24 protein-coding genes and 6 pseudogenes are annotated in these 26,363 nt (G+C 62.6%); 13 read left to right on the forward strand and 17 right to left on the reverse strand.

Annotated features, from left to right (window positions below; genetic code table 11):
• The first annotated feature begins 76 nt into the window (after positions 1-76).
• From ACVISU_RS16920 to ACVISU_RS16940, 5 genes are all read left to right on the forward strand, one after another.
• Complete coding sequence (locus ACVISU_RS16920) at positions 77-586, forward strand: hypothetical protein (protein WP_456707662.1); 510 nt, start codon at positions 77-79, stop codon at positions 584-586.
• Positions 587-806: 220 nt separating this feature from the next.
• On the forward strand, positions 807-1,592 hold the full coding sequence (modA, locus tag ACVISU_RS16925) for a molybdate ABC transporter substrate-binding protein (protein ID WP_456710837.1): 786 nt from the start codon (positions 807-809) through the stop codon (positions 1,590-1,592).
• Positions 1,593-1,594: 2 nt separating this feature from the next.
• Positions 1,595-2,290 (forward strand): molybdate ABC transporter permease subunit, encoded by a 696-nt coding sequence (modB, locus tag ACVISU_RS16930; RefSeq protein WP_456707663.1) that lies wholly within the window; start codon positions 1,595-1,597, stop codon positions 2,288-2,290.
• Between the two features lie 2 nt (positions 2,291-2,292).
• Entirely contained in the window at positions 2,293-2,964 is a 672-nt protein-coding gene (gene modC, locus ACVISU_RS16935) for a molybdenum ABC transporter ATP-binding protein (RefSeq protein ID WP_050406019.1), read from the forward strand.
• Positions 2,965-3,179: 215 nt separating this feature from the next.
• Entirely contained in the window at positions 3,180-4,388 is a 1,209-nt protein-coding gene (locus ACVISU_RS16940) for a hypothetical protein (RefSeq protein WP_456707664.1), read from the forward strand.
• A 66-nt stretch (positions 4,389-4,454) separates the two neighbouring features.
• Here ACVISU_RS16940 and ACVISU_RS16945 read toward each other — a convergent pair.
• Positions 4,455-6,249, reverse strand: a pseudogene (locus ACVISU_RS16945) (potassium/proton antiporter).
• 239 nt (positions 6,250-6,488) lie between these two features.
• Here ACVISU_RS16945 and ACVISU_RS16950 point away from each other — a divergent pair.
• Positions 6,489-7,805, forward strand: a complete 1,317-nt coding sequence (locus ACVISU_RS16950) for a mechanosensitive ion channel family protein (protein WP_050405965.1) — start codon at positions 6,489-6,491, stop codon at positions 7,803-7,805.
• A 168-nt stretch (positions 7,806-7,973) separates the two neighbouring features.
• The gene (gene map / locus ACVISU_RS16955) at positions 7,974-8,798 is read left to right on the forward strand and encodes a type I methionyl aminopeptidase (protein ID WP_050426054.1); all 825 of its coding nucleotides are present in this window, start codon (positions 7,974-7,976) and stop codon (positions 8,796-8,798) included.
• A gap of 13 nt (positions 8,799-8,811) precedes the next feature.
• Here map and ACVISU_RS16960 read toward each other — a convergent pair whose 3' ends face one another.
• Complete coding sequence (locus tag ACVISU_RS16960) at positions 8,812-9,531, reverse strand: DNA-3-methyladenine glycosylase I (RefSeq protein ID WP_050405963.1); 720 nt, start codon at positions 9,529-9,531, stop codon at positions 8,812-8,814.
• Between the two features lie 120 nt (positions 9,532-9,651).
• Between ACVISU_RS16960 and ACVISU_RS16965 the strand changes: the two genes are divergently transcribed.
• Both ACVISU_RS16965 and ACVISU_RS16970 read left to right on the forward strand, forming a co-directional pair.
• The gene (locus ACVISU_RS16965) at positions 9,652-10,260 is read left to right on the forward strand and encodes a JAB domain-containing protein (protein ID WP_456707665.1); all 609 of its coding nucleotides are present in this window, start codon (positions 9,652-9,654) and stop codon (positions 10,258-10,260) included.
• Positions 10,261-10,406: 146 nt separating this feature from the next.
• On the forward strand, positions 10,407-11,681 hold the full coding sequence (locus ACVISU_RS16970; RefSeq protein WP_456707666.1) for a tyrosine-type recombinase/integrase: 1,275 nt from the start codon (positions 10,407-10,409) through the stop codon (positions 11,679-11,681).
• Positions 11,682-12,380: 699 nt separating this feature from the next.
• Here the strand turns inward: ACVISU_RS16970 and ACVISU_RS16975 are convergent.
• Positions 12,381-12,869, reverse strand: coding sequence for a MarR family winged helix-turn-helix transcriptional regulator (locus tag ACVISU_RS16975; RefSeq protein ID WP_456707667.1), 489 nt, complete (start codon positions 12,867-12,869; stop codon positions 12,381-12,383).
• Between the two features lie 72 nt (positions 12,870-12,941).
• On the opposite strand from ACVISU_RS16975, the gene ACVISU_RS16980 reads away from it, so the two are divergent.
• From ACVISU_RS16980 to ACVISU_RS16995, 4 genes and pseudogenes are all read left to right on the forward strand, one after another.
• Positions 12,942-14,150 carry an FAD-dependent oxidoreductase gene (locus tag ACVISU_RS16980; protein ID WP_456707668.1) on the forward strand — a complete coding sequence of 403 codons (1,209 nt, stop codon included), beginning with the start codon at positions 12,942-12,944 and terminating at the stop codon, positions 14,148-14,150.
• 5 nt (positions 14,151-14,155) lie between these two features.
• Positions 14,156-14,359 (forward strand): annotated as a pseudogene (locus ACVISU_RS16985) (transposase); the annotation flags it as partial.
• A 476-nt stretch (positions 14,360-14,835) separates the two neighbouring features.
• Positions 14,836-15,477: an AraC family transcriptional regulator gene (locus tag ACVISU_RS16990; protein ID WP_456707669.1), complete on the forward strand. Its 642-nt coding sequence runs from the start codon at positions 14,836-14,838 to the stop codon at positions 15,475-15,477.
• A gap of 11 nt (positions 15,478-15,488) precedes the next feature.
• The gene (locus ACVISU_RS16995) at positions 15,489-15,698 is read left to right on the forward strand and encodes a helix-turn-helix domain-containing protein (RefSeq protein WP_456707670.1); all 210 of its coding nucleotides are present in this window, start codon (positions 15,489-15,491) and stop codon (positions 15,696-15,698) included.
• A 49-nt stretch (positions 15,699-15,747) separates the two neighbouring features.
• On the opposite strand, the gene ACVISU_RS17000 is transcribed toward ACVISU_RS16995, so the two are convergent.
• The 14 genes and pseudogenes from ACVISU_RS17000 to ACVISU_RS17065 all read right to left on the reverse strand — a co-directional run bounded on the left by ACVISU_RS17000 (position 15,748) and on the right by ACVISU_RS17065 (position 26,337).
• Complete coding sequence (locus ACVISU_RS17000) at positions 15,748-16,227, reverse strand: ABC transporter substrate-binding protein (protein ID WP_456707671.1); 480 nt, start codon at positions 16,225-16,227, stop codon at positions 15,748-15,750.
• Between the two features lie 29 nt (positions 16,228-16,256).
• Positions 16,257-16,979, reverse strand: a pseudogene (locus ACVISU_RS17005) (ABC transporter substrate-binding protein); the annotation flags it as partial.
• Positions 16,980-17,079: 100 nt separating this feature from the next.
• Entirely contained in the window at positions 17,080-17,718 is a 639-nt protein-coding gene (locus ACVISU_RS17010) for a hypothetical protein (protein WP_456707672.1), read from the reverse strand.
• Positions 17,719-17,745: 27 nt separating this feature from the next.
• The gene (locus ACVISU_RS17015) at positions 17,746-18,951 is read right to left on the reverse strand and encodes an AMP-binding protein (RefSeq protein ID WP_456707673.1); all 1,206 of its coding nucleotides are present in this window, start codon (positions 18,949-18,951) and stop codon (positions 17,746-17,748) included.
• 1 nt (position 18,952) lies between these two features.
• Positions 18,953-19,732 (reverse strand): enoyl-CoA hydratase/isomerase family protein, encoded by a 780-nt coding sequence (locus ACVISU_RS17020; RefSeq protein WP_456707674.1) that lies wholly within the window; start codon positions 19,730-19,732, stop codon positions 18,953-18,955.
• A gap of 28 nt (positions 19,733-19,760) precedes the next feature.
• Positions 19,761-20,129 (reverse strand): hypothetical protein, encoded by a 369-nt coding sequence (locus tag ACVISU_RS17025; RefSeq protein WP_456707675.1) that lies wholly within the window; start codon positions 20,127-20,129, stop codon positions 19,761-19,763.
• A gap of 7 nt (positions 20,130-20,136) precedes the next feature.
• The gene (locus ACVISU_RS17030) at positions 20,137-20,892 is read right to left on the reverse strand and encodes an LLM class flavin-dependent oxidoreductase (protein WP_456707676.1); all 756 of its coding nucleotides are present in this window, start codon (positions 20,890-20,892) and stop codon (positions 20,137-20,139) included.
• A 192-nt stretch (positions 20,893-21,084) separates the two neighbouring features.
• Positions 21,085-21,852 (reverse strand): creatininase family protein, encoded by a 768-nt coding sequence (locus ACVISU_RS17035; protein WP_456707677.1) that lies wholly within the window; start codon positions 21,850-21,852, stop codon positions 21,085-21,087.
• Positions 21,853-22,619: pseudogene (locus ACVISU_RS17040) on the reverse strand (enoyl-CoA hydratase/isomerase family protein).
• Between the two features lie 17 nt (positions 22,620-22,636).
• The gene (locus ACVISU_RS17045; RefSeq protein ID WP_456710838.1) at positions 22,637-23,254 is read right to left on the reverse strand and encodes an ABC transporter ATP-binding protein; all 618 of its coding nucleotides are present in this window, start codon (positions 23,252-23,254) and stop codon (positions 22,637-22,639) included.
• Between the two features lie 94 nt (positions 23,255-23,348).
• Positions 23,349-23,732, reverse strand: coding sequence for an ABC transporter ATP-binding protein C-terminal domain-containing protein (locus ACVISU_RS17050; RefSeq protein WP_456710839.1), 384 nt, complete (start codon positions 23,730-23,732; stop codon positions 23,349-23,351).
• Positions 23,733-23,750: 18 nt separating this feature from the next.
• Positions 23,751-24,404 (reverse strand): annotated as a pseudogene (locus tag ACVISU_RS17055) (cation:dicarboxylate symporter family transporter); the annotation flags it as partial.
• A gap of 51 nt (positions 24,405-24,455) precedes the next feature.
• Positions 24,456-25,521 (reverse strand): annotated as a pseudogene (trxB, locus tag ACVISU_RS17060) (thioredoxin-disulfide reductase).
• 51 nt (positions 25,522-25,572) lie between these two features.
• Entirely contained in the window at positions 25,573-26,337 is a 765-nt protein-coding gene (locus tag ACVISU_RS17065) for a GntR family transcriptional regulator (RefSeq protein WP_456707678.1), read from the reverse strand.
• Positions 26,338-26,363: the final 26 nt, after the last annotated feature.

Below are 26,363 nucleotides of genomic sequence, written 5' to 3' on the forward strand. Positions count from 1 at the left end.
CGCGCCGTAAGCGCGTTCGAGCGATGGATCGGGGCCGCTGATCTCTTTCATCCGTCACAATTGCATTGGACCAGACATGCGCAAATCGCTCCTCGCCGCATCGCTGCTGCTTGTTTCAGTTCCCGCCTTCGCGGCGGAAGAGCCGAGCGGCTGCGACAAGTTCAAATGGTCGATCGATCGCGCCCGCGCCGCGCTCACCGCGCCCGATCGCACCAGGCTCGCCTCGGGCAGCGAACAGGCCGCACTGCCGCCGACCGCGATCACGCTGGCGCTGGTCGCGCCCAGCGACGCCAAACTGCCAAGCCCGCCCGAGCGCGCGCCGAAGGACGGCACGTTCGCCGGCTTCACCAGCTTCAAGGCGGCGCCGAAGGCCGGGCTCTATACCGTCAGCCTGTCGGCCGGCGCCTGGGTCGACCTGGTGCAGGACGGGCATTTCCTGAAGCCGAAGGCATTCAGCGGCGCGACCGATTGCGACGGCATCCGCAAGACCATGAAATTTGACCTCGCCGCCAGCCCGTTCGTGCTGCAGGTGACCGGCGCCAGGGAAAATTCGCTGTCGATCGCGATCCAGCCGTCCGATGAATAGGACGAACGGTTAGACAAACAGTCGCCTTTACCGTAAGTGCCAGCCTGCTATGTTTGCCGTGCGATATCCCGAGGACCGTAAGTCCTTCGGAGAACAGCGGAACAGCGCTTCCGTCCGTCGCGTCCCAGAATTCACCAACGCCTGATTTTGCGCGCGCATGTTCGCGCGCGAGCTCGCACGGAGCGCTTCCATGTCACGACTTTCCATTTCAAGGCTTGCAATTTCAAGGCTCGCCGGACTTTTCACTGCCTCCGTCATCCTGCTCGGTGCGATCCATTCGCCCGCGCGCGCCGAGGACAAGACCCTCACGGTTTTTGCCGCGGCCTCGATGAAGAACGCGCTCGACGAGATCGATGCCGCCTACACCGCCAAGACCGGCGTCAAGATCAGCGCCAGCTATGCCGCGAGCTCGGCACTGGCAAAGCAGATCGAGCAGGGCGCGCCGGCCGACGTGTTCGTCTCCGCCGACACCGACTGGATGGACTACGCGATCAAGCAGAAGACCATCAATGAGCCGACGCGGGTCAACCTGCTCGGCAATTCGATCGTGCTGATCGCACCGAAGGATTCCAAGATCGACAATGTCAACATCGCACCTGGCTTCGATCTCGCCAAGCTCGCCGGCGGCGGCAAGATCGCCACCGGCGACGTCAAGGCGGTGCCGGTCGGCAAATACGCCAAGGCCGCGCTCGAGAAGCTCGGCGCCTGGCAGGCCGCGGAGCCGAAATTCGCGATGGCCGAGAGCGTGCGCGCCGCATTGACGCTGGTGGCGCGCGGCGAAGCCGTGCTCGGCATCGTCTATTCGACCGACGCCAAGGTCGAGCCGGGCGTCAAGATCGTCGGCACCTTCCCGGCCGACACCCATCCGGCGATCATCTATCCGGTCGCGGCGACCACGACCGCCAAGCCCGAGACCTCCGATTATCTCGCCTTCCTGCGTTCTTCCGCCGCGAAGACGATCCTCGAGAAATACGGCTTCAAGTTCCTGATCAGCCCGACGACCTGAGCGTGTTTGAGATCTCGCCGACCGAATGGACGGCGATCCTGCTGTCGCTGCGGGTCGCCGTCATTGCAACGCTGGTGGCGACCCCGTTCGGGATCGCGCTCGCCTGGCTGCTGGCGCGGCGCGATTTCTGGGGCAAGTCGCTGCTCGATGCCGCCGTGCATCTGCCGCTGGTACTGCCGCCCGTCGTCACCGGCTACCTGCTGCTGCTGACCTTCGGTAAGCGCGGACTGGTCGGCGGCTGGCTGGCCGACCATCTCGGCATCGTGTTCGCATTCCGCTGGACCGGCGCGGCGCTCGCCTGCGGCGTGATGTCGTTTCCGCTGCTGGTGCGTCCGATCCGGCTGTCGATTGAAGCCATCGACCGCCGCCTCGAACAGGCCGCCGAGACGCTCGGCGCCGCGCCCTGGCGGGTGTTTGCGACGGTGACGCTGCCGCTGGCGCTGCCGGGCGTGCTGGCCGGCATGGTGCTCGGCTTTGCCAAGGCGATTGGCGAGTTCGGCGCCACCATCACCTTCGTCTCCAACATCCCCGGCGAGACCCAGACCATTTCGTCGGCGATCTATTCGCTGATCCAGACACCCGACGGCGACACTGCCGCGGCACGTCTGGTGATCACCTCCATCGTGATCGCGATGAGCGCGCTGATCGGCGCGGAATGGTTCGCGCGCCGCGCCACCGCGCGCCTGCACGGGCAGTAGCGATGCTGCGCGTCGACATCCAAAAGCAGCTCGGCGAGTTCTCGCTTGCGGCGTCGTTCAGCAGCGAGGGCCGCGTCACCGGCCTGTTCGGGGCGTCCGGCTCCGGCAAGACCTCGCTGATCAACACCATCGCAGGCCTGGTGCGTCCCGATCGCGGCACCATCGTGATCGACGGTGAGACGGTCGACGATACCGCCGCCGGCATCCACGTCCCGACCTGGCGCCGCCGGATCGGCTACGTGTTCCAGGACGCACGGCTGTTTCCGCATCTCGATATCAGGCAGAACCTCGATTACGGCCGCCGCATGAACCGCCTCACCGAGGATCCCGCGCAGCACAAGCGCGTCATCGACCTGCTCGACATCGGCGCCCTGCTCGACCGCCGCCCCGGAAAGCTCTCCGGCGGCGAGCGCCAGCGCGTCGCGCTCGGCCGGGCGCTGCTGTCCAAGCCGCGGCTGTTGCTGCTGGACGAGCCGCTGGGCGCGCTCGACGAGAGCCGCAAGCTGGAGATCCTGCCCTATCTGGTGCGGTTGCGCGACGAGGCGGGTGTCCCGATGGTCTATGTCAGCCACGACGCGGCCGAGCTGCGCCAGCTCGCCACCCAGATCGTGATGCTGCGCCACGGCCAGGTGACCGCGTTTGGCGGTGTCAAGGTGTTGACGGGCGGCACCTAGAGCTAGGGTTCTGATTGAATCAGAGCCGTAGCTCTGGGTTCTGGTCTCAAGGCGTTTTCTTCACGCGAACCGGTGCCCACTTCGCTCGAAAACGCCCCGGCTGGCCGTTTTTCCGAAAGTCGGCATAAGATAGCCCATCTTGTCTGCTAGGCCCGGATCGGGACATCCCGATCGGCATGGGGGAAAGGTGCACTTTGCGACTGACTGGCTGGGTATTGCTGCTGATCGGCGGGCTGCTGTGCGCCACGATTTCGTGGGCCGCCCTCGGCTTTCTGCTGATGGGCATCGGCCTGATCTCGCTGCAGGCCGCCGAGCGCCGCCGACGCCTCGGGGATGACGCCGTGCCCGCCGGGGCTGGGGGGTTCGTCCCACCTCGCCTCAGTCCCGGGCTGCAGCCGCCGACCCTCGACCCTGTCACCGGCCAGAACGCCGGGCCGCAGCGCCAGCCACGCCGGGTGGCCTGGCCCGACAAGAAGGACGATGCCCCCTACGACCAGCAGACCTGGCGCAGGCTCGTCGAGAGCGATCCAGATCTCGCCCAGCTTGCCAAGGTGCTGGCCGATTACGGTCCGCAATATGTCGATGAGCTCGCGGCGAGCTATCTCGCCGCCCCCGACAAGAGCCGCCTCGGCGCGATCGTCGACGGCATCATCGCGCGGGCCCGGGACGGCCAGCCGGCGCCGCCGCCCGCACCGGTCGAAGGATCGCGGCCACCGCCGCTGCCGCCGCCCAGGCCTGAGCCAAGGCAGCTGACCGCCCCTGCCGCCAAGCCGGTGGCTTCGCCGGGCAATCCTGCTTCGCTGGAAGCGTCCCTGCTCGCCACGGTCGAGGAGGCTTCCGCCAGGGTCGCCGCCGAACGCGCGGGTCTCTTCAAGCCTGCCAAGGAGCCTAATAAGGAACCTGGCAAGGCCACCGACAGCCGGCCGTCGACGGCGAGCCAGCGGGAACGGCTGTTCGGTCGTACCCTCCGGGACGCGAAGCCCACCGAGGCGCCGCCGCCGCTGGCCGAGACGCCCGCCGACCTCGAAGCATCGTTGATCACCGCCATCAGCGAGGCCGCCGCCAGACGGGCGGACGCATCCAAGCCAGCGCCAGAGCCGCCGCTGAAGCGCGAGCCGGAGATCCGCGCCGTCGCCCCACCCGCCAACACGCCGCCTGCCAACACGCCGCCTGCCAAGACATCGCCTGCCAAGACATCGCCTGCCAAGACATCGCCTGCCAAGACATCGCCTGCCAAGACACCGACCGATAATCTCGACGAGACGCTGCTCGCGGCGCTGGCCGAGATTTCCGGCCAGAAGCTGAAGGATGAGCCCAAAGCAGACGCTGCGTCCAACGACCCGCCGGCCCCGCCGGCGGACGATGGCCTGTCCGACATGATCAAGAAGTTCGCGCCGGATTCGAGCTTCCTGCGCAAGCAGTGACGGTGCCGGTCTTATTCCGACGCGTTTTCTTCGCGCCAACCGGCATCCACTTCGCTCGAAAACGCTTCAGACGCCGGCGACCGACGCCCAGATATCGGCGAGCTTGCGCCGGACGGTCTGCATCCGCGTCTGCGGTGCGACCTCCTCCTCTTCCTCCGGCAGGCGCAGGCCCACGACATTGACGCGGCCGCCGCCGATGCTGCGCGCCACCAGCACGATCTCGTCGAGCGCCAACTCGGCGCCTTCCTTCGGCGCGCGGTCGAGATTGATGTCGAAATAATCCGCCAGCGTCAGCTTGGCCTGCTGCTCGTCGACCTTGACGCCGTAGATCTCGGCGAGCTCGCCGAGCGTGTGCTCGCCCGAGACCATGAAGTCGCCGAGCAGGTGTGGATCGGGCGCGCTTGACGGTGCCATGTCGACGAAGAAGCGATCGAGCGCCTCGGCGCGCTCCGGCGGCGCCAGCAGGTAGATGTAGTCGCCGGGCGCCACCGGATCAGCTTCGACCGGCGTCAGGATCCGTTCATCGCGGATCACCAGCGTCGGCTTCGACCAGGACGGGATCAGCCCGCGGCGGAAATACAGGCTCTTGGGCCGCACCGGATAGCCGACCAGCTGCTGCTCGAGCTGGCCGGGCAGATCAAGTTCGACCCGGCGCGGGCCGCGTTCGGTGCGCGGCAGCGCGACGTGCAGCCGCCGCGCGGCCGGGGCCAGCGTCCAGCCCTGCAGCAGCAGCGAGATGATGACGACGACGAAGGCGACGTCGAAATACAGATAGGCCTTCGACAGCCCGACCAGCATCGGGATCGAGGCCAGGAAGATCGCGACCGCGCCGCGCAAGCCGGTCCAGGCGATGAACACCTTCTCCCGCCAGTTGAACTTGAACGGCGCGAGGCAGATCAGCACCGCCAGCGGCCGCGCCACCAGCATCAGCGCGAACGCCACCAGCACCGCGCCGCCGGCGCTGGAGAGCAGGCGATGCGGCGACACCAGGAGGGCCGAGCAGCACGAACATCACGATCTGGGCCAGCCAGGTCGCGGCGTCGAGGAAGGTCACCACCGAATTATGCGCGCGGGTCGGCCGGTTGCCGATGATGATACCGGCGAGATAGACCGCGAGGAATCCCGAGGCATGCACGATCTGGGAGCCGCCGAAGATCACGAGCGCCGCTGTCGTGACGAACGGCGCATGCAGGCCCTGCGGCAGCGCGACGTAGTTCAGCGCGATCACCACCAGCCGGCCGCCGATCACCCCGATGATGGCGCCGAGCACGGCCTCCTGGACGAACTCCATCGCGATGTGCGAGGCCGAGCTCTGGCCGATCGAGATGAACTCGACCAGCATCAAGGTGAGGAAGATCGCGAACGGATCGTTGGTGCCGGACTCCGCCTCCAAGGTCGCGCCGACGCGCGGGCGCAGGCGCAGGCCCTGGGTGTGCACCAGCAGGAACACCGCCGCGGCGTCGGTCGAGGCGACGACCGCGCCGACCAGAAGCGATTCGGTCCAGTTGAGGTCGAGCACATAGCGGGCGACCGGCGCCGTGATCAGCGCGGTCAGCAGCACGCCGGCGGTCGCCAGCATCATCGAGGGCGCCAGCACGGTGCGGATGCTGGCAAACCGCGTCTTCAGCCCGCCGTCGAACAGGATCAGCGCCAGCGCCACCGAGCCGACAAGATAGGTGGTGCGAACGTCGTCGAACTGTAGCCGGCCCGGCCCGGAATCGCCCGCCAGCATGCCGACCAGCAAGAACACCAGCAGCAAGGGGGCGCCGAACCGCAGCGCCAGCAGGCTGGACAGGATGCCGGCCATCACCAGCACCGCACCGAGCAGGATCGCTATACTGACGGAGTCGAGGGATGCCATGCGCCTTTGGAGGTCTCAAGGACTTGGGAGGTCTCAAATACTTGCAATTGCATCCTTATCGTCGCGACACTGGGACGCCAACCGATTTCTGTCCGAAGCGGCAATGTGCCCGGTCACCTCGCCCCTAGGTCGCCTCCACACTGTGGTGTATCGATGGTCGGGTGCGCGCCATTGTGGGATTCTGGCTGCACCTTCGAATCACGTTTGCCTGACCCGCGCTGCAAGTTGAGATTTTGCCGATGGACATGAGCTGGAAGGACGTCCTGGAATCGATCCAAATGGCCGCGCGCTCGGTCGGGGCCGAGATCGCTTCGCCCTGGTTCTATCTGCAGTTCGGCATCATCCTCGTCGCCGCGGGCCTTGCCTACGCCGCCGATACCGCCATTCATGCGCGGGTCAACATGTCGTCGCTGGCGAGCCGCTGGCCGCTGCCGCTCCGGCACTTTGCCCGCGTGATGGTATCGAGCGCCTCGACCGCGGTGTTCGCGGTGTTGATGGTGATCTCGCGCATCGTGATGTGGCACGCGACCTGGCCGAGCCGCAGCTATCTGATCGCGGTGTCCGCCAAGCTGGCGCTGGCCTGGCTCGTGATCCGCCTCGTGACCTCGGTGATCGACAATGCCTTCATCGTCAAACTGGTCTCGATCGCGGCCTGGGTGGTCGCCGCGCTGAGCATCATCGGCCAGCTCGACTGGGCGGCCGATACGCTGGATTCGTTCGCGGTCATCGTGGGCGGCCTGCGGCTGACGCCGCTGCTGCTGATCAAGGCCGGCGCGGTGCTGATCCTGGCGCTGTGGCTGAGCAATATCGCCAGCAATTTCATCGACGGCCAGATCACGCGCTCGACCGACCTGACCCCGTCGATCCAGGTGTTGCTGGTCAAGATCATTCGCATCGGCCTGATGGTGATCGCGGTCGCCATTGCCTTGAGCGCGGTCGGGATCAACCTGTCGGCGCTGGCGGTGCTGTCCGGCGCGGTCGGCGTCGGCATCGGTTTCGGCCTGCAGAAGATCGTCGCCAACTTCATCTCGGGCATCATCCTGCTGGTCGACAAGTCGGTGAAGCCGGGCGACCTCGTCACCATCGGCGACAGCCAGGGCCGGATCAGCGCGATGAAGACCCGCTACATCTCGGTTGCCGCCGGCGACGGCCGCGAGTTCCTGATCCCGAACGAGGATTTGGTGACGCAGAAGGTCACCAACTGGACCTACACCGACAAGAACACGCTGGTGAAGATCGCCTTCGCCACCAATTACGACGCCGATCCGAGGCTGGTCTGCAAGCTCGCGATCACCATCGCGACAGCCCACGCCCGCGCGCTCAAGGGCAAACCGCCGAACTGCATCCTGACCGAATTCGCCGAGCTCGGCATGAAGTTCTCGCTGACCTTCTGGATCGCCGACCCTGATGGCATGGACGGTGTGAAGAGCGACGTCATGCTGTCGCTGTGGGACGCCTTCAAGCAGCAGGGCATCAAGGTGCCCTACCCGGTCCGGGAACTCCGGATCCGCGGCGGCGCGCTTCCGGTCGAGAGCGTGGTCGAGGTCTCCAGCTAGCGCCCCCGTGCGGCCTTTTCGGGCAAGCGGCCGCTCCTGTTCCGGATTTGACCGGAAAATCAAGCCGTTTGAGCATTGTCCCCATGCCCAAGCTTGGCTTGCACCTCGCGCGCCGATCATTAAATTAGGGCCTGAAATCAGCCCCTTGCCCGCAGAAACATCCCGCCCATGAGCTATATCGACGCCACCGACACCTCGCTTCGCAAGACCGGCCAGATCAAGCTGCACGGACCGAGCGGCTTCGCCGGCATGCGCAAGGCGGGCGCGCTGGTGTCGAAATGCCTCGACGCGCTCACCGACATCGTCAAGCCGGGCGTCCCGACCTCGGTCATCGACGAGTTCGTCCGCAAGTTCGCCTTCGACCACGGCGCCTACCCGGCGACGCTGATGTATCGCGGCTACCGCTACTCGACCTGCACCTCGATCAATCACGTGGTCTGCCACGGCATGCCGGGCGACCGGCCGCTGAAGGAAGGCGACATCGTCAATGTCGACGTCACCTTCATCGTCGACGGCTGGTACGGCGACTCGAGCCGCATGTATGCGATCGGCGCCATCGCGCGAAAGGCCGAGCGGCTGATCGAGGTGACCTATGAGGCGATGATGCGCGGCATTGCCGCCGTCAAGCCCGGCGCCACCACCGGCGATATCGGCCACGCCATCCAGAGCTTCGTCGAGCCGCAAGGCATGAGCGTGGTGCGCGACTTCTGCGGCCACGGCCTCGGCCGCCTGTTCCACGACGAGCCGAACATCATCCATATCGGCCGCCCCGGCGAAGGCGCGCCGCTGAAGCCCGGCATGTTCTTCACCATCGAGCCGATGATCAATCTCGGCAAGCCGCATGTGAAGATCCTGTCCGACGGCTGGACCGCGGTGACCCGCGACCGTTCGCTGTCGGCGCAGTTCGAGCACTCGGTCGGCGTCACCGCCGACGGCGTCGAGATCTTCACGCTGTCCGAGCGCCACGGCGAGAAGCCGTGGGTGCAGGTGTGATCCTCGACGAGATTCAATAGTCGCTCCGCGTCCGCGCGACGATCTCCTCCGCCGTGTGGTTCTCGCCGACCGACATCGCGCAGATCCGCGACAGATGCAGATAGGACAGCCCGGTCTCCTCGGCCCAGGCATTGAACTGCGCCTGCACCTTGGCGAGATCGCGCTTCGACTTGACCTCCTCGGCAATGTCGAGCCCGGCATCGCGCAGGCAGGCAACGACGTCGCGCGAGGTGACGAAGCCGTCCCAGCCGAGAAAACGCAGCAGCATCTGCCCGGTGTTACCGCCGAGCCGGCTGCCGCGCTTGGCGAGCAGGTCCAGCAGCCCGACCTCATCCGATGACGGCCAGGCGCTGAGGAATTTGCCGAAACTACCGTGCTCGCGCGCGATCTCCTGTACGAAGCGGCCATTGTCGCGCACCGACATGATCTTGGCGCCGTTGCGCACGATCCTGACGTCGCTGGTCAGTTTCTCCCAGAATTCATCTGATTTGAAGGCGAGCTTAGCGGGCTGAAAGCCCAGGAACGCCTCCTCGAAGCCCGGCCATTTGGCGTCGATCACGCTCCAGGCAAAACCCGCGCAGAACACGCGCTTGGTCATCTCGGCGAGCACGCGGTCGTCGCCGAGCTTGGCCAGCGCCTTGGCGCCGGCCGGCGGCCGCAGCAGTTTCTCCAACGCCTTCGGCCCGCCCTTGCGCTTCTCGGCGCGTGCGCGGATCACCTTGAACGGTGTCACGCCGCTCCCCTTCTTGATCCTGAACGTTGCAGCCCACGGTAATTCGCCCGTCGTATCGTGGCAAACCGGACATTGCATCGGCTCTTGCAAATCGCGGCAGGCACGGCATGGTTGTGGCCGATGCCCGCCAAGCCTGCCAGCCACGACGAGGCCGACGAGACGCCGCATTATCACGGCCATCGCGAGCGGCTGCGCGAGCGCTTCTATGCGGCGGGGCCGGACGCGCTGACCGATTATGAGCTGCTGGAGATGGCGCTGTTCGCGGCCATCCCGCGCCGCGACACCAAGCCGTTGGCGAAAGCGCTATTGAAGAAGTTCGGCTCGTTCGCCGAAGTCGTGCACGCGCCGGTGGCGCGGCTGCGCGAGGTCGAGGGCGTCAAGGATGCCTCGATCAACCAGATCAAGCTGCTCGCTGCGGCCGCGGGGCGGATCGCCAAGGGCGAGATCAAGCGCAACATCGCGCTGTCGTCGTGGAACGACGTCATCGCCTATTGCCGCACCGGCATGGCGTTCGCCGACAAGGAGCAGTTCCGCCTGCTGTTCCTCGACAAGCGCAACCAGCTGATCGCCGACGAGGTGCAGCAGACCGGCACCGTCGATCACACGCCGGTCTACCCCCGCGAGGTGATCAAGCGCGCGCTGGAATTGTCCGCGACCGCGCTGATCCTGGTGCATAACCATCCCACTCGATGGTTCTTGATAACGCTCGATCACGCCCAGACCCCTTAAATCATAGGATTTTCTGGCTTGTCGTGCCGCCGGATAGCGTGGCATATTGGGGGCTGTTTCTAGGGGGATTCGCTGCCGTTGCGACCCCAGTCGCCGCCCCCTGCTATCCGCCTAGCGACCCCACTTGAGACCCGATTGGAGAGCCAGTGCCAAGCCTTACTGACGGAGAAATACGTCGCGCTCTTAAAGAAGTGGAGCAGACTGGCAAACAGGGAAGCCTCGTCGATGGTGAGGGACACGGCACCGGGCGTCTTGTTCTAGTCATGAAGCCCATGCCCACCCGTGTCACGGCTGACTGGATGGTTCAACAGTGGCGGGATGGGAAACGCGTCAAAAAGAAGCTCGGATCGTATCCTTCCCTATCGCTCAGCAAGGCGCGGGATGTTTTTACGCGCGACTTCGCCGACATGATCCAGAAGGGCCGCAGCATCAAGATTGCCGGCGACACTCGCCCGGGCACGGTGGCCGATCTCTTCGAGGCGTATGTTGCGTACTTAAAAGCATCCGGAAAATCGTCTTGGAAGGAAGCAGAGAAAGGCCTCAACAAAATCGCGGATACTCTTGGCCGAAATCGCCCGGCTAGGGAGATCGAGCCGGAGGAAATCACGGATCTGATCCGACCGATCTATGACCGAGGCAAACGCTCGATGGCGGACCATGTTCGAAGCTACATTCGATCTGCATATAGCTGGGGCATGAAATCGGAGCACGATTACCGGAGCACGGCGCAACGGCGTTTTCGGCTCGCATACAATCCCGCTGCTGGCATCCCCACTGAGCCCAAGAAAGTCGGAACGCGCTGGCTCGATCAAGAAGAATTCGTGCGTCTTTACCGTTGGCTCGAATGCCCTAACGCGCCAGTGCATCCGCCCTACACGCGTGCAGTGCGCATACTTATGCTCACCGGGCAGCGAGTTGAGGAAATCGCTCGTCTGCATGTCAACCAATGGGACGCCAAGCAGCAGATCATTGACTGGTCCAAGACCAAGAACGGTAAGCCGCACGCTATTCCTGTCCCTGAGATCGCGGCAGAGTTGATTGAGTCTATCAAGCCGAATTCGCACGGCTGGTTTTTCCCCTCTGCGACAGATCCAACCAAGCCCGTCAGCCATGGCACGCTCTACTCCTTCATGTGGCGGCAACGCGAACGCGAGGTGATCCCCGTCGTGACCAATAGGGATTTGCGCAGAACTTGGAAGACACTGGCTGGACAGGCTGGCCTATCCAAAGAAATTCGCGATCGGCTGCAGAACCACACGCTCCAAGATGTCAGTTCGAAAAGCTACGATCGTTGGAATTATATGCCGGAGAAACGGGCCGCCATGAAGAAATGGAACGCCTTTGCGCGCGCATTACTGGGCAGGAAGCGCCCAAAAAGAACACGCGCATTGCGCTACGATCTCGCCGGAGAAGCGGCTTGACTGTGAGCGGCAGTCGCCGATGTCAATCATAAAACGGAAGAAGCTCTGATTGTCTACACAAGCCCGAGCGCTGCCTCTCCGAAGGCATGTGCCGGGCAAAGTGTCGGTGGACGGGTTGGTGCCCAGGGAGAGAATCATACGCAATCACCGACACGACGAACCGTTGTTTGTTCTTAGTATGGTGGCGTGAGCGCTTGGCACAGTGGCGGAGGTCATCGCGAATTCCACAACGCGGGAGAGCCCCGCTTGGCGGGCAGCCCAGCTCTCTGGGAAGCGTCCTTATGGCTCGCCGGAACCCGCCGCTTATTCGAACCACGCTTATTCGAACCCCTGGCGAGGTTCAAATCCCGCGCTCGCAACACCCGATTCTTGCGATTGAACAAATCGTTCCGCGATTGGGAGCATAGGACCGTTGCCCTCCGAAGGTCGAGGCTACAAGTTCGAATCGGGTCGGGGTGCGCCATTTCGGAATGCGCTATCGCCGCCGAAATGCGCCGGTTAGCCCAGACCATCTCATATAGATCTTCGCGTGATATCTCACTTGCTTTTGTATTCGGCGTCTCGGAGCCATATTTATTAAGAGACCTTTCACCTTTGGAGCGGTCTTCAGCCTCGCGTTGATACGCTTCGCGCGACGGGAATGTACCGGCTGTCAGATAAGGCGATGTTGGCCCGATAAGCAGCAACATCTCGTGGCCATCATGTCGGCTGCGGCCCGGATCGCTTGGCGGCGTCGGTGAACCATCGATCGTCGTCGCCGAGGTTCGCTATTATGCGCCGTAGCAGCCCGACCAGCAGTTCAGTCTCCTCGGTCGAGAAGCCTTCGAGCGCCATGTTGCTGGTCTCCGTCAGGGCGGCGCGGGCGGCGCCGATCTGATTGAAGACATGATCGGCCAGCTTTATGAGGCTGCTCCGCCGGTCGGTCGGGTTAGGCTCTCGCACCACCAGCCCGTCGCGTTCCATCCGCCGCAGCAACTCCGCCATGCTGGGCTGTTCGATGCCGGCAAAGCGAGTCAGTTCGCCCTGCGTCCGGCTACTGCCGTCCTTGAGTTGCACGAGCACAGGTAGCTGATTGACGCTTATCCCAAGCGCTCTAAACCTGCTGTCGTTCTGCCGTGCGAGAAGATGCGCGCAGCGTGTCACCAGCATCGTCGGCGATTCACTGGGATTCCAGCCATCTTGCTTCACCGATCACCTCTCATTGCATAGGGACCTATATTGATATATAGAGGCCTATGTTTCTAACCCAAGAGGCCGAACATGCAAAAGGGAGGGATCGCCATTATCGGCGGCGGGCCGGGCGGACTGATGCTCGCTCGCGTCCTTCAGCATCATGGCGTGGCTGCCACAGTGTTCGAACGCGAAGCGCGTACGTTCGAGCGTCAACAGGGCGGCTCGCTCGATATTCACGAGCCATCGGGTCAATGGGCGCTGAAAGTGGCCGGCCTCCATGACCGCTTCCGCGAACTTGCCCGATATGACCATCAGGGCGGCGCCATCTACGATGAGCATGGTAGGAAGCGCTTCGAGGAGCCCGACTTCGGCTCAGGCACCAGGCCGGAGATTGATCGCAGCCAGTTGCGCCAAATCCTGCTCGACAGCTTGGACACAGACGTCGTGCGCTGGGGCGTGAAGGTCGTCGAGATCAGTGAGAAAGCGACGGGGCGTTTCGATGTGATGGACGAAGCGAGCCTGCTCGGCACTTTCGATCTCGTCGTCGGCGCGGATGGTGCATGGTCGAGGGTCCGGCCGCTGCTGACGGCAGTGAAGCCCGCTTATTCAGGCGTTGTCGCCTATGATATCCGCATCACCTCGGTCGACGAGCGGCACCCTGACCTTGCTGCGATGCTACCACGCGGGAAGTTCAGTGCGATCGGACGTCATCGGGGCTTGATGGCCCAGCGCAGTAGCCGTGGCGAAATCCACATCTACCTTATGCTACCCGTACCGGAAAAAGACCTGTTGCCTGGCCCTGTGAACCTCGGCTCCGTCGAGACGGCCCGCTGCGATATGAGAAACCTCTTGCAAGGCTGGGCGCCATCGCTGCTCCGGTTTGTCGAGGCGTTCGATGAACTGCCCATTCAACGTCCGATCGTGGGGTTGCCCGCCGGATTCACGTGGCCACACCATCATGGCGTGACGCTGATCGGGGATGCCGCGCATGTCATGGCGCCGTTCGGTGGCGAGGGCGTGAATCTCGCGTTGCAGGATGCGGCCGAACTGGGACTGGCGCTTGCCCGGCACGGAATCTCTGACAGCACGATAGAAGATGTCGAGCGTCGGATGATGCGGCGGGCGGAACCCGCGGCTACGATCGGGCTGGAAGGTATTCGCGGGTTTGTTGCGGAGCATGCCCTTGAACGCGTTCTCCGCCGTTTCGAAGCTTTCAGCCATGGCGCCAGGGGGAGGCGCAACCAGCACGCTAAGGCTCAAACGCAATCAGAGGGTGAGTTGCAGTGGCTTTCCTGATTCACATGCAGCGTGGATTGCGGGAAGTGAGGCGTGGCGCTCTTGGGCTGTCGGACCAGGCGTGGGCGACGATCGAGTCGCATCTGCCGAAGAACCAACCGGGCGCCAGGCGTGTCAATGATCGCCGTGTGACTCCGGCATTCTGCACGTGCTGAAGGTCGGCTGCCGCTGGGTGCGACTGGCCGGCCGACTACGGGCGGTCGACGACAGACCGCTAGTCGCGCCGGGGCTTCTAGCTCAAGTTGTTGGACGCGCTGGTCAACGCCGGCGCGGTGACAAACGCGCGCAACATCGATCGAGGAATTCGCAAGCCAGTTCGGCAGCGCGATGAGCAATCGCGGCCCTCGCCTGATTGAGATCGTTCTATAGTTGCTGATGCCGAACATCGTGGCCAGATTCCCACGCATCAGCGCTTGCTACGGGCCTTGCAATAACGCGCGAACTTGCTCGACAGAGGCTATCCACGCCCGCACGCATGACGCCGAGCGGCGACCGCAGCCGTCGCGGGCAAATCGCCTCGCCTCCGCGACGGGCGGCCCACATTCAGTCCTCTGCCGCGGCATCCTCTCCTTCGCCCTACTTTCCCGTGACGATCACCTGTCAAAGAGCTATCCTATGAAGGAACCCTCCGTCGGAGTTATCGCCGCCCAACAAATTGGAACTGCGGTTTCCATGAGCGAATTCAATGCACAAGTCACCCGCTGTTGAAACGGACCACGGCTTTGCCCGAATGAGCTTGCCGGACATTCGGATCAATTACGATCCGATCGATCCAGACCAGTTCGACCGACCGATTATCTCCATGTCCATCGAGACAGGTCAGGGGAACGACGAACTGCCGCTTCATTCGCACAAGAAGGGGCAGCTGGTGGTGGCCTCTCATGGATCGGTCATGTGCCGCGCTCCGGGAGGACTATGGATCGTTCCGCCACAGGGTGCTGTATGGATACCCGCCGGAGTCCTGCACAGCAACTGCATGTCGGACGCCGGAAAGGTCTACGTCGTCTTCATCGATCCGCAGGCGAGTGCGCTTCCAACCACATGCTGCACGTTCACGATATCGTCGCTGGTCCGCGAGTTGATCCATCGATTGTCGGTATTTCCACCCTTGTATCCGATGGAGGGACCGACAAGCCGACTCGGGCGCGTCCTGCTCGACGAACTGGTGCGGATGACGACCGAGCAGATGTATCTGCCGTTCTCCACCGATAGTCGACTTCAGCATCTTGCCGCATCGCTTCTCAATGATCCTGCCGATCGGAGCACAGTCGACGAGTTAGCTGCTCGATACGCCATGAGCGAGCGCACATTCGCCCGCCGGTATTGAAGGAAACCGGAATGACATTCGGACGCTGGCGGCAGCGTCTTCACATCCTTGTCGCGCTGCAGCGCCTGTCGGCCGGATCTTCCGTCCAGGCGGTCTCGCTCGATCTGGGCTATGAAACGCCCAGCGCCTTCATCACCATGTTCAAGAAGACGATGGGCAAGAGCCCTCGTCGCTTCCTCGCCGAGCGGTCCAGCTTCGTCGGTCACGAGTTGCCGGCATAGGCCCTCCGCCCCGCATGCGGCTCTGTCTTCCGAGCCGCAACTCAGGTCCTTACCTCGAGTTGAACGGCGCCAGCGGGTACTGAAGGGTTGCTTCGGCCGCGGCTTGCGGCGCTACCACGCGAGGCCTTCCGTTCTGTCCCTGCAGCATCGTCACATCACCCCCCATGTTCTGGCCGCTGGCATCGAACTTGATCCTGCCGGTCGACATCAGGATCGGCGTCATATCGGTTGCCTTGAGCGCGGCATGGATCGCCCCCGATTCGGAAGAGCCCGCGCGGCTGACGGCATCCGCAACGATCTGCACGGCTTCGAAACCAGCCCCTGAATTTGCATCGAGCCAGTCATTTGGATAGTCAGCTGCAAAACGCTTGAAGATCGCTGCGGCGTCCGGCGCCTTCGGGTTGTACCACAACGTCGACAGTACCGCGCCGTCACCGTATTTGCCCAATGCGTCGTAATATGCCTTGTCTTGCACGCCATTCGAATCGGCGAGAAGATCAATTTGGGATTCCACCCTTGCTTGACGCATTCCCGGATGATCATAATGGCATCGTTAACACGCGTCACCGATATCAGCGCGTCGGCGCCGGAGGCTTTCGCCTTCGCCACCTCAACCGAGAGATCCCTGGCCTTCTCGTCGTATGGGATGTACTGCGCAATCTTCAGAGAGACATCGACCTCCTTCCAAGCCTGATCGATGCTGGCCGCGGTCGATTGCCCCATGGTGTTGTTGAGATGCATGATCGCCGCGCTCGTCGGCATATCCTTGAGCGGCGACAACAGCGACTTCAATTCGGCCAGGGACTTCCTGACGATCGTCAGCGACGTGGGGCAGTAGCGAAAGACCTGGGTGAATCCCTGTGAAGTCACCTGGGTCGCGGTCGCGATATGCACCACCATCGGGACCTTCGCGGCTTCCGCGGCCTGCAGCGCGGATATCGTTGCGCCGGAGTCCCAAGCCCCGATGAGCACCGTGCAGCCTTGCCGGATCAGATTCTCGGCGGCAATCCGCCCGTTCTCCGGCCTGCTTTGCGTATCGGCATGGATGATTTCCATGTCTATTCCGAATTTCTCCTTGGCGAACTTCGCGCCGGCATCGATGCCGCGCACACAGGCCTGGCCAGGAAACGCCAGTACCCCGCTGCTCGGATTGATCGCGCCGACCCGTACCTTGCCTGTAGCGTTTGCCTTTGCCGGCCACGACACGAGGCCGGCGGCGGCACCGACGCCACTGCCCAGCAATGCACGACGCGTCAGGCTACTTTCGTTGCGATTCTGCATGTGACATTCTCCTCAGTCGGCTTCATGAATATTGCGGCGATCAAATCACAACGCTCGATTTCGGGCGGCGCGCATCTCGCAGCAGACGCGCCCCTTCAAATCACATTTTCATCTCGGCCTTGACCAGTTCGTCTTCACTCTCGTCGTAAAGCGTATCGATCAACGATCGATATCTTTCGATAATTTGCCTCCGGCGCTTCTTCCTGGTCGGCGTCATCACGCCGTTCTCCGGAGACAGTTCTTCCGGCAGGATCCGGAAGGCCTTGATCTGCTCGGCTCTGGCCAATTTGCTGTTGGCCTTGCCGATCTTTCCTTCGATCATCCGGACGACGATTTCGGAATTTGCCAGATCCGCGTACTGCGCGATCTGAAGGTCCCGCGATCGCGCCCACTCCATCGTCGCAACAGCGTCGACTTCGATCAACGCAGTGAGATACTTCTTTCCTTCCCCGATCACCGCGGCTTCGGAGATGAACGGACTGTGCCGGATTTCATTCTCGATCTGCGTCGGGCTGATGGATTTTCCGTTGGACGTGTTGATGATCTCTTTTTTTTGATCGACCAGCTTGAAGAGGCCTGTCGGGCCGATATCCACGATGTCTCCGGTGTAAAGCCAGCCGTCGCGCAGAGCCGACTTTGTTTCCTCTGGCTTGTTCCAGTACCCGACGAAGAGCCCCGGGCCCCGGACAATCATCTCTCCGTCCTCGAGAACCGCTGTCTCCCAGGCCGCATCTTGCACGGGCACGCCAACCGTGCCGGCTTCCGGCTATTCCGCCATCTGCACCAGATTGGCTCCGACCAACTCGGTCTGGCCGTAACATTCCTTCAGCTGCAGCCCCCAAAGCTGCCAGAGCGACATGAGTTCGGAAGGCATCGCAGCCGACGATGTGTAGGTGATCGCGAGCTCTTCGAGCCCGACTTCAGCAAGCAGCGGACGGAAGATCTGGTCCTGGCACACGGCGAACAAGGCCGATATCAGGGGATCCGGCGTGCCGCCGGCCTGGCGGTCGTCGAGCGCCTTGCGGGCGATCGTCATCGCAAATTGATAGTCCTGCTTCTGCTTCGCGGATCCGGAATGGACCTTGCTCAGGATCTGTGTGGCAAACCGCTGATAGAAGCGGGGCGGCGCCGTGAAATATGTCGGCTTCACGTCCTTGATCGTCTGGGCGAACTCCATGCTGGTCGCGCCGAAATGCGGCACCATCCGCGCGAGCAAAGGCAAGGTCGTTGCCTGCGCGCGCGCGACCGTATGCGACATCGGCAGATGCACGACGACGCGGTGCGTGTCGGAACGCATCCGGGGGCTGAACGTCGTCACGCTGTGCGCACCGGCAAGCAGCGACAGGTGGGTCAGCATCGCGCCCTTCGGAAAGCCGGTCGTGCCTGACGTGTATCCGATGCTGACCAGACCGCTCGCCTTCGCTTGCGTAGCCTGCTTACGAAGAAATCCATCGGCGTCGACCGAGGTCGTGCCGCAAAAGTCCTTGAGAGAAACGACGTTCGCCGCCGCATCGCCCCAATTCCAATCCGGATCCAGCACGATGATCTTCCGTAACTGTTCGGCCTGGCCGGACGCCATGACGATGCCGAGTTGAAGCTCACTGCCGACAAAGATGAAGGAGGCGCCGGAATCACCCAGGTAATAGCCGACTTCCTCCGCCGACGAGGTGAAGTACACGCCGACCATGACGCCACCAGCGCAGATCGTTGCCATGTCGGCGAGAAGCCATTCCTGGGACACATCCCCCATGATGGCCGCACGATCACCGCGCTCGAACCCGGCCTGCTGCAGGGCGGCTGCCAGATTGGCCACCTGATCCGAATACTGCCTCCACGTCACGGCGATCCATCCGCCGCGACGCTTTTGCTTGTAGGCGACCGCCTCGGCCCGCTCCGTCCGTCGCGCGTTCAGGAGCTGCGGAATGGTCACATCGACGAGTTGAGCTCCGGACGTGATGGATTCGACGTCCATGTCACCGCTCCGCGAAGCGCTTTCGCTTCTCAGCGAAGGCGGCGACGGCTTCGCGGCGCTCGGGCAGCGCGAAGGTCAGCATCTCCAGCGCGCCCGAGGTGTCGAGTACCAGATGCGCGTACTGCTTGATGATCTTGTTGACGCTGTACTTCGTCCAGATGATCGACTCCCGCGGGCCGCTTGCAAGCATCTCGGCGTATTCGATCGCCGCGTCCTTGACGTCCCTTCCCGAAACGACCTCCTTGATCATGCCCATGGCGGCGGCCTTCTCGGCAGAGATGAACTCACCCGTCATCAGGTAGTGCTTCGCGCGCACCGGCCCCATCAGCAGCGGCCAGATCACCGCGCCGCCGTCGCCCGCGACCACACCCGCCGTTACATGCGTATCCGCAAATCGCGCGGTCGGATTTGCGAAAATGACATCGCAAAACAGAGCAAGCGTCGCCCCGAGCCCGACGGCAACACCGTTGACCGCCGCCACGATCGGCACCTCGACCTCGAGCATGTTGCGAACCAGATAGCGTCCGCTCCTCGTTGGCGACGGCAGCGGACCCTTGTCGAGCGATTTTTGATCGCCGCCCGAACAGAAGCCACGCCCCGCTCCAGTCAGCACGATCGCGCGAACGCCCTTGTCGTGATCCAGTTCGACGAAAACCCGCTCGAGCTCCTCGTGCATGTCCCAATTGATGGCGTTGAGGATCTCCGGCCGGTTCATCGTGACAACGGCAGCGCCGCTCGCGCGCTTCTCGACGATCAGATATTTGTAGCTGTGCTGTGACATTGGTCTTTTCCGTCCTGTTGTCCTGGAACTACTTTTGAGGCCGCATGGCGCGGATCTTGTCGAGGATTTCCTCGGTTGGTCGCACCACGTTGTTTTTGTCGTTGAAGTGCGGAATTACGTAGCGACCGCACATTTCGATCGCCTCCATGATCTTTTCATGGTTCACCGAATCGAGGTGAAGCAGAACTTCATCAATGCCTAACGCCTCGCATTTCTCGAGCTGACGGATGACGGTGTCCGGACTCCCGCAAACGGTGGTCGCCGACTCGTTGAGCAGGTAGTCCCAATCCTTTCCGGCGCGTTCCGCCGCCGGCTGGCTTTCGCTCATATATGCATAGTCATCGGAGAGTTTCGCCAAGCGGGGATAAGCGTCGGTCGCTATCCGGGCGTAGTGCATCAAAGGCTCAGCGTAGTCGTCCTTCGCCCTTCTGGTCCGTGGAACCAATGCCAAAGAAGAGCGGGAGGCCGATGCGAGAGCGATCGAGCGGACCGCGCTCATCGCGCTTCCAGGCTTTACGGTAGGTGTTGATCAACCTGGCTTGATAGTCCCACCCTTGGTAGATGTTGCTGCTCAGCAGGGCGAACCCTTCGGAGCCTGCCCAGCTATGACTACGTTCGCTTGTGGCGGCGATGCCGATCACTGGATGGGGCTTCTGAAGCGGCTTCGGAACCAGCATTCGCGGCGGAATCTGGTAATACTTGCCTTCGAAAGTGAAGATATCCTCGCGCATCGATTTCTTGAGCAGCGCGAGACCTTCCTCCATTTGGGGGAGCGTTTCATTCGGGTCGACGTTGAAGGCCCGCATGGCGATGGTCGTGTTGGCGCGGCCGGCATAGAACTCCATGCGGCCGTGCGACAGAATATCGGTAACGGCCAGCCGTTCCGCCGATCGCAAGGCGTGATTGATCTTCTGCGGCATCAGGGTCACCGCGGACCGCAGCTTCACGCGCGATGTAACCGCGGCAAGGTAGCCGTAGACCACTTCGGGGGCGGAGCTCGAGATGCCGCCGAGTGCGACGTGCTGCTCGGATAGCGCGACGCTGTCGAACCCCATCTTTTCTGCGAGGCGCACCTCGTCGACCAGTTCATGAAGCCGGCGAGCGTAGCTCTGCCCGACCTGGGTTTCTTGCTCCGACCAGAAGCCGAACTTAAGTGCCATCTTTGAGGTCCTCTAGGGAAATTCGAGATGGCACAGCGTTTCACAGGCGCAGCAACATTTTCGTCCGAATGCTGTACGAGGCTAAGCAGCTTTCCAAATTTTATGCTGTCGGCAGGCGGATCACCTTCCTGCCCTCGACGAGAGCCCGCGCTTGCAACGTCCCCTGCCCAGCAGCGCGGAAGCAGCGTCGCTTCACTTGCGGAACGAGGTGGCCAGCAGATCCGAGATCGCCTCGAGGCACCGCGCGCCAATTTCGGCTGACGAACCGTGCGGGTCGCCAATGATGCCGTTGTCCGTGACCGACTTGATCCCGTTCTTCCACATGGCCTGAAGCTGCGCTTCGGACAGCGCTCCGAGGTGCCCTACTTCGAAACGATGGAGCCGCACGCTATCCGGGCGAAGCAACATCATGAGCGACGTCTCCGCGATGTCGGCATGACCTCCGACCGCGTTCGGGTCACCCGCAGCCTCCTTGACGGCGCTTCGCCATCGGTCGATCCAGGCAATCGAGTCACAGAATGCGTCGACCTCGACGTCTTGCGGAACCGCGCGCCTCAGCCGGGGGAGCATGTCTCGCAAGACAGGAAAATTTCCGATATGCCCGGAGAACAACAGGATCCGCGTGAAGCCATGTAGTGCCAGGCTTGTGCAGTAATCCAGACAGATCGCTTCGAACGTTTCTGGCCGAAGCGAGATCGTGCCGGGAAAGACAAGATGGTGGGCCGAACAGCCAACCCTGATCGTCGGCGCTATCAGCGCCCCGCCGAGGCACTGCGCCACGTTGACGGCAAGCGCATCCGCGTGCTCGGCATCCATGCAAAGCGGAAGATGCGGCCCATGCTGCTCGACAGCGCCGCATGGTATCAGGACCGTCGAGTTCCCCCTCGCCACGGCATCCGATACGTCCTCGAAGCTCATGAGCTCAAGGTGGAGATGGTCAGGCGGCGCGAGGGATGTCATTCATACCTTCCTTGAGCTCTTCGAGAGAAAGCGGGCGCGCGCATCTGCCGAACTGTCCTCGGACAGATAGGCGCCGAGATCGTCAATCGTCATCGCCTCTAGCGAAGCGTCATCCATCTGTCCCGTCAAGTTCAACGAGCGCTTGATCGCGGCAAATAGCTTTGGTTCCTTTGCACGCAGAGCCCCGCAGACCTCCACGGCGCGACTTGTCACGTGCGTGGTGGCTGCGATTTCGTTGATCGCTCCGATCTCGAGCGCCTTCTTTGCGCCAACCAACTCGCCCCGGTAAAGCAGTGCCTGAGCTTCCCGAAGTCCCAGTTTCCGGGCCGCCTGCCGCATTCCCTTGGCTGCGGGCAAGAGGCCATGATTGATTTCCGGAAACCCGACCATGCATTCGCGATTGGCGACGACGTAATCGGCAAACAGGAGAAATTCCAGCGCACCGCCGACCGCATACCCGCGAACGGCACACACGAACGGAGCCGGATATCGCTCCATCCCGCACAGCAGCGCGTGGAAAGTTCGCATGCGGGGCTCGATATCTCGATGCCCGCCACCTCCTTGATGTCGCCACCCGCGCTGAAGAAGCGATCAGCTCTGCCTGTCAAAACGATGCCTGGCGGCGATGCCTCCGCGGACAGTGCGCGAATGGCGTCCAGCAAGCGGCCGACCAGCGCGTTATTCAACGCATTTGCCGGCGGCCTGTTCATCGTCATTGTGACGATGTCGCCGTCGCGTTCGATAATGAGGGCGCTGTTGCTCTCCATGATCTTACACTCGTCGGCTACATTCCGAGATAGGCCCGCTGAACCTCTGAATTGCTCAGCAGTTCGTCGCTCGATCCGTGCAGGACGATCGATCCGTTTTCCAGGACGTAGCCGCGATTGCTCAGGGCGAGCGATTTCGCGACGTTCTGCTCGACCAGCAACACCGTGATTCCCTGCGCGTGCAGAGACTTCACCACGCTGAACATCACCTCCGTCAGGGCGGGCGACAGTCCAATCGACGGTTCGTCGAACATGACGATTTCAGGCTTCGCCATGATGGCGCGCCCGATCGCCAGCATCTGCTGCTCGCCGCCGGACAAGGTCCCCGCCAACTGCCGCCGGCGCTCGCGAAGCCTCTCGAACAATTCGTAGACGAATGCGAGCGTTTCGAACCGACTGGCCCTCGCCCGCTTGAGTGATCCGCCCAGCAGCAGGTTGTCCTCGACCGAGAGGCTTCCAAAAATCTGGCGGCCTTCGGCGACCTGCGCAATTCCGCGTTCGCAGACATCCCATGGCGGCATCCCGGTGATATCGACGCCGTTCATCTTCACGACGCCAGCCGAAGATGAAACGATGCCCGAGATCGACCTGATCAGCGAGGTCTTTCCGGCGCCGTTCGCCCCGACGACACAGATCAGCTCGCCCTTGTGGATCCGCAAGGAAACGCCGTTCAGGGCATTCGATCCATCATAGGCAACACAAAGCCCGTCGATCGACAGCAGCGCCTCGTCACGCATGGAAGCCGGTCCCCAAATAGCTCTCAAGGACCCGCGGATCCGCGACCACGTCGCCGGGGCACCCTTCCGCGATCTTGACGCCATGATGAAGCACGACGACATGCGAGGCGACCTCCATCACGATCCGCATGACATGCTCGACGACGAGGATCGTCAGTCCGGCTTCGGCAAGCCGCTGCAGCACGCGGACAACGCCGGCGGCTTCGGTGGGCCGTAGGCCCGCCATCACCTCGTCCAGCAGCAGCAGTTTGGGTCGTGTCGATAGCGCCTTGGCCGTCGGACTGGCGGGCAAGGCCGATGCGCGGACGGAACAGCTCACCCTGCCGGATCGGAAGATGCTGGAAACGATGCACGTCGCGTAGACGGCGATAAGCATATGGCCCAGCACGAGAATCGATCCGATGCCATAGCGGCCAACGGTGAAGGCCATCGCGCCGAACGCACCGACCGGCGCAAGACGCATGATCATCCCCACGATCTTGAACAGGATGTCGTTCGCCGATTGAGCTAGCAGAACAAACGGCCTGACGCGTTCGCCGACCAGCACTGCGGCGCAGCCGAACAGTACGCCAAAGAAGACGATCTGGAGCAGGTCGCCCTTTGCGAACGCCGCGATCGCGTTATCGGGCACGATGCCAGACAGGAAATCGAAGAACTACGATCCAACCGGCGCTGCCTTGTATTTCGAGATGTCGATCGCCTGGCTGCCGACCGCGGCCCTGTCGAAGCTAGCGCCCGGCTTCAACACATTCATGACGATCAGGCCCACGATCAGGGCGATCGTAGAGGCGACCTCGAAATAGATCAGCGCCTGCCCCCCGACGCGGCCCAAGCGGCGCAGGTCGCGGACCTCGGCGATGCCGATGACGATCGTCAGGAAGGCGATCGGCGGGATGACCATCTTGATGAGCTTGATGAAGATATCACTCAACATCTGCATCGAGGCGCCGATGCCCGGCCAAAGCGCACCCACCGTTGCGCCCAGCAGGAGCGCCAGCACAACCTGCGCCGTGAGATTATTCGAGAATTTGCGGAGCAACATCGACATCGGAAGAACCTCCCACAACGTTCGCTTTATCCAGAGAAGCTGGAATTCCGGCTATGCCGTCAAACTGGAATTCCAGATCGATTGTAGTTTGAACTTAGTTGCGGATTCCCTTGCCTTTCTTGCTTTCTCGGCCGTTGGCTGCGACGCTGTCCGCTCCGCCAGGTATTTTTCCGCCTCAAGCGCGGCCATACAGCCCATCCCAGCGGCGACCACAGCCTGCTTGTAGCGGTCGTCGCTCACGTCACCGGCCGACCAAACATTCTTTCGCGAGGTCGCCGTCGACCACGGCGCGATCTTGATGTAACCGGCATCCGTCATGTCGAGCTGGCCTCGGAAGAGCGCGGTGGCCGGGTCGTGGCCGATCGCGACGAATGCGCCTCCGACGGAGACGGACGTCTCCACTCCCGTGGTCCGGTCCAGCAACCGTAGTCCCGTGAGACGACGCGAAGGCTCGCCCCTCACCTAGAAACGCCACGACCTCAGTGTTCCAGAGAACTTCGATTTTCGGATGGGCAAAGAAGCGATCCTGCAGGATCTGCTCTGCGCGGAGCTTGTCCCGCCTATGTATCAGCGTGACCTTGGACGCATGGTTCGTGAGGTAAAGAGCTTCCTCGACCGCGGTGTTGCCGCCGCCGATGACGACGACCTCCTTCCCGCGGTAAAAGAAGCCATCGCAAACCGCGCAAGCCGAGATGCCGTATCCCGAATAATCTGCCTCGCCGGGACTGCCGAGCCATTTCGCCCGTCCGGTGGCGATGATCAGCGCGTCTCCCAGGTAGGTGTCGCCGGAGTCGCCTTGGGCAACGATGGGATCCTGCGAGAGATCGACCGACATGATCGTGTCGAAGACGATGCTCGTGCCGACGTGCTCGGCCTGCCGCCGCATCTGCTCCATCAGCTCAGGGCCTTGGACCGCCTGAGCAAACCCAGGGAAGTTTTCGACGTCGGTGGTGGTTGTGAGCCGACCACCAGGCTGGATTCCCGTGACCAGAATCGGCTTCAAATTGGCCCGCGCCGCGTAGATTGCCGCGCTGTAGCCGGCCGGGCCTGCGCCAATGATGAGTACCCGCGTCTTAGTTTCAACCCCGCCGTCTACCCTCCAAAACTGGAATTCCAGTTAAGGGAATATCGGCGATATTATGTCAACTGGAATTCCAGTTGGCGAAAGCTATTTCTTTCGGATGGCTCTCTTCGGCCGTCGGCCCGCAGTGGCTTCAGTCGGTTCGCTGCCGACGATCTGCAAAGCAAGCCCCTGGACGATCTTCAGATGCGAGACGAGTTCTACGTTTGCCTCTTCGATGCGGCCCGTGACGGTCAGGTCCACGATCCGTCGATGCTGTTCGACTGCCCGACCGATCCTTTCGAGATCGGCCGGAAGCCGGTAGCGGATCGCGTTGAGTTTGTGAGTGATGACCCGATAGGCGTCAGTCAAGAGTGGGTTTTCCGCGGCGTGAACCAGTGCCTGATGAAATTCGGAATCCATCCGTTCGGCGGTCTCGACGTCCTGTGCTTCGACTGCGAGCGCGCCGGCGGCGATCTGCTTGGACACGGCGGCCGCCAGCTTTTCGGGGTGATCCGCCAGAAGACGAAAAGCGCCCAGCTCCAAGACGGTACGCATCTCGCACAACATCCGCACCGACGCTTCGTCCAGGACCATGACGAAGGTGCCGCTCTGAGGACGGATCACGACGAGCCCGTCCCGGGCGAGACTGGCGAGAGCCTCGCGCACGGGCGTTCTGCTGATCCCTAGAGAAGCAGCGAGCGCGCGATCCGACAATTTCTCGCCGAATTCGAAATCGCCTCGAATGATGCCATCGCGGATCGTTTTCTCGGCTTGGGCGGCAAGGTCTACGTATTGATCCATACAACTGGAATACCAGAATCCTTGATCGCGGGTAATAAAATGAGCGGGTGGCGCGGCTCGTTGCGGCAAGCCGGCCGGCTCGAACTGGGAGTTGC

It is taken from the genome of Bradyrhizobium sp. USDA 4452 (assembly GCF_054063575.1).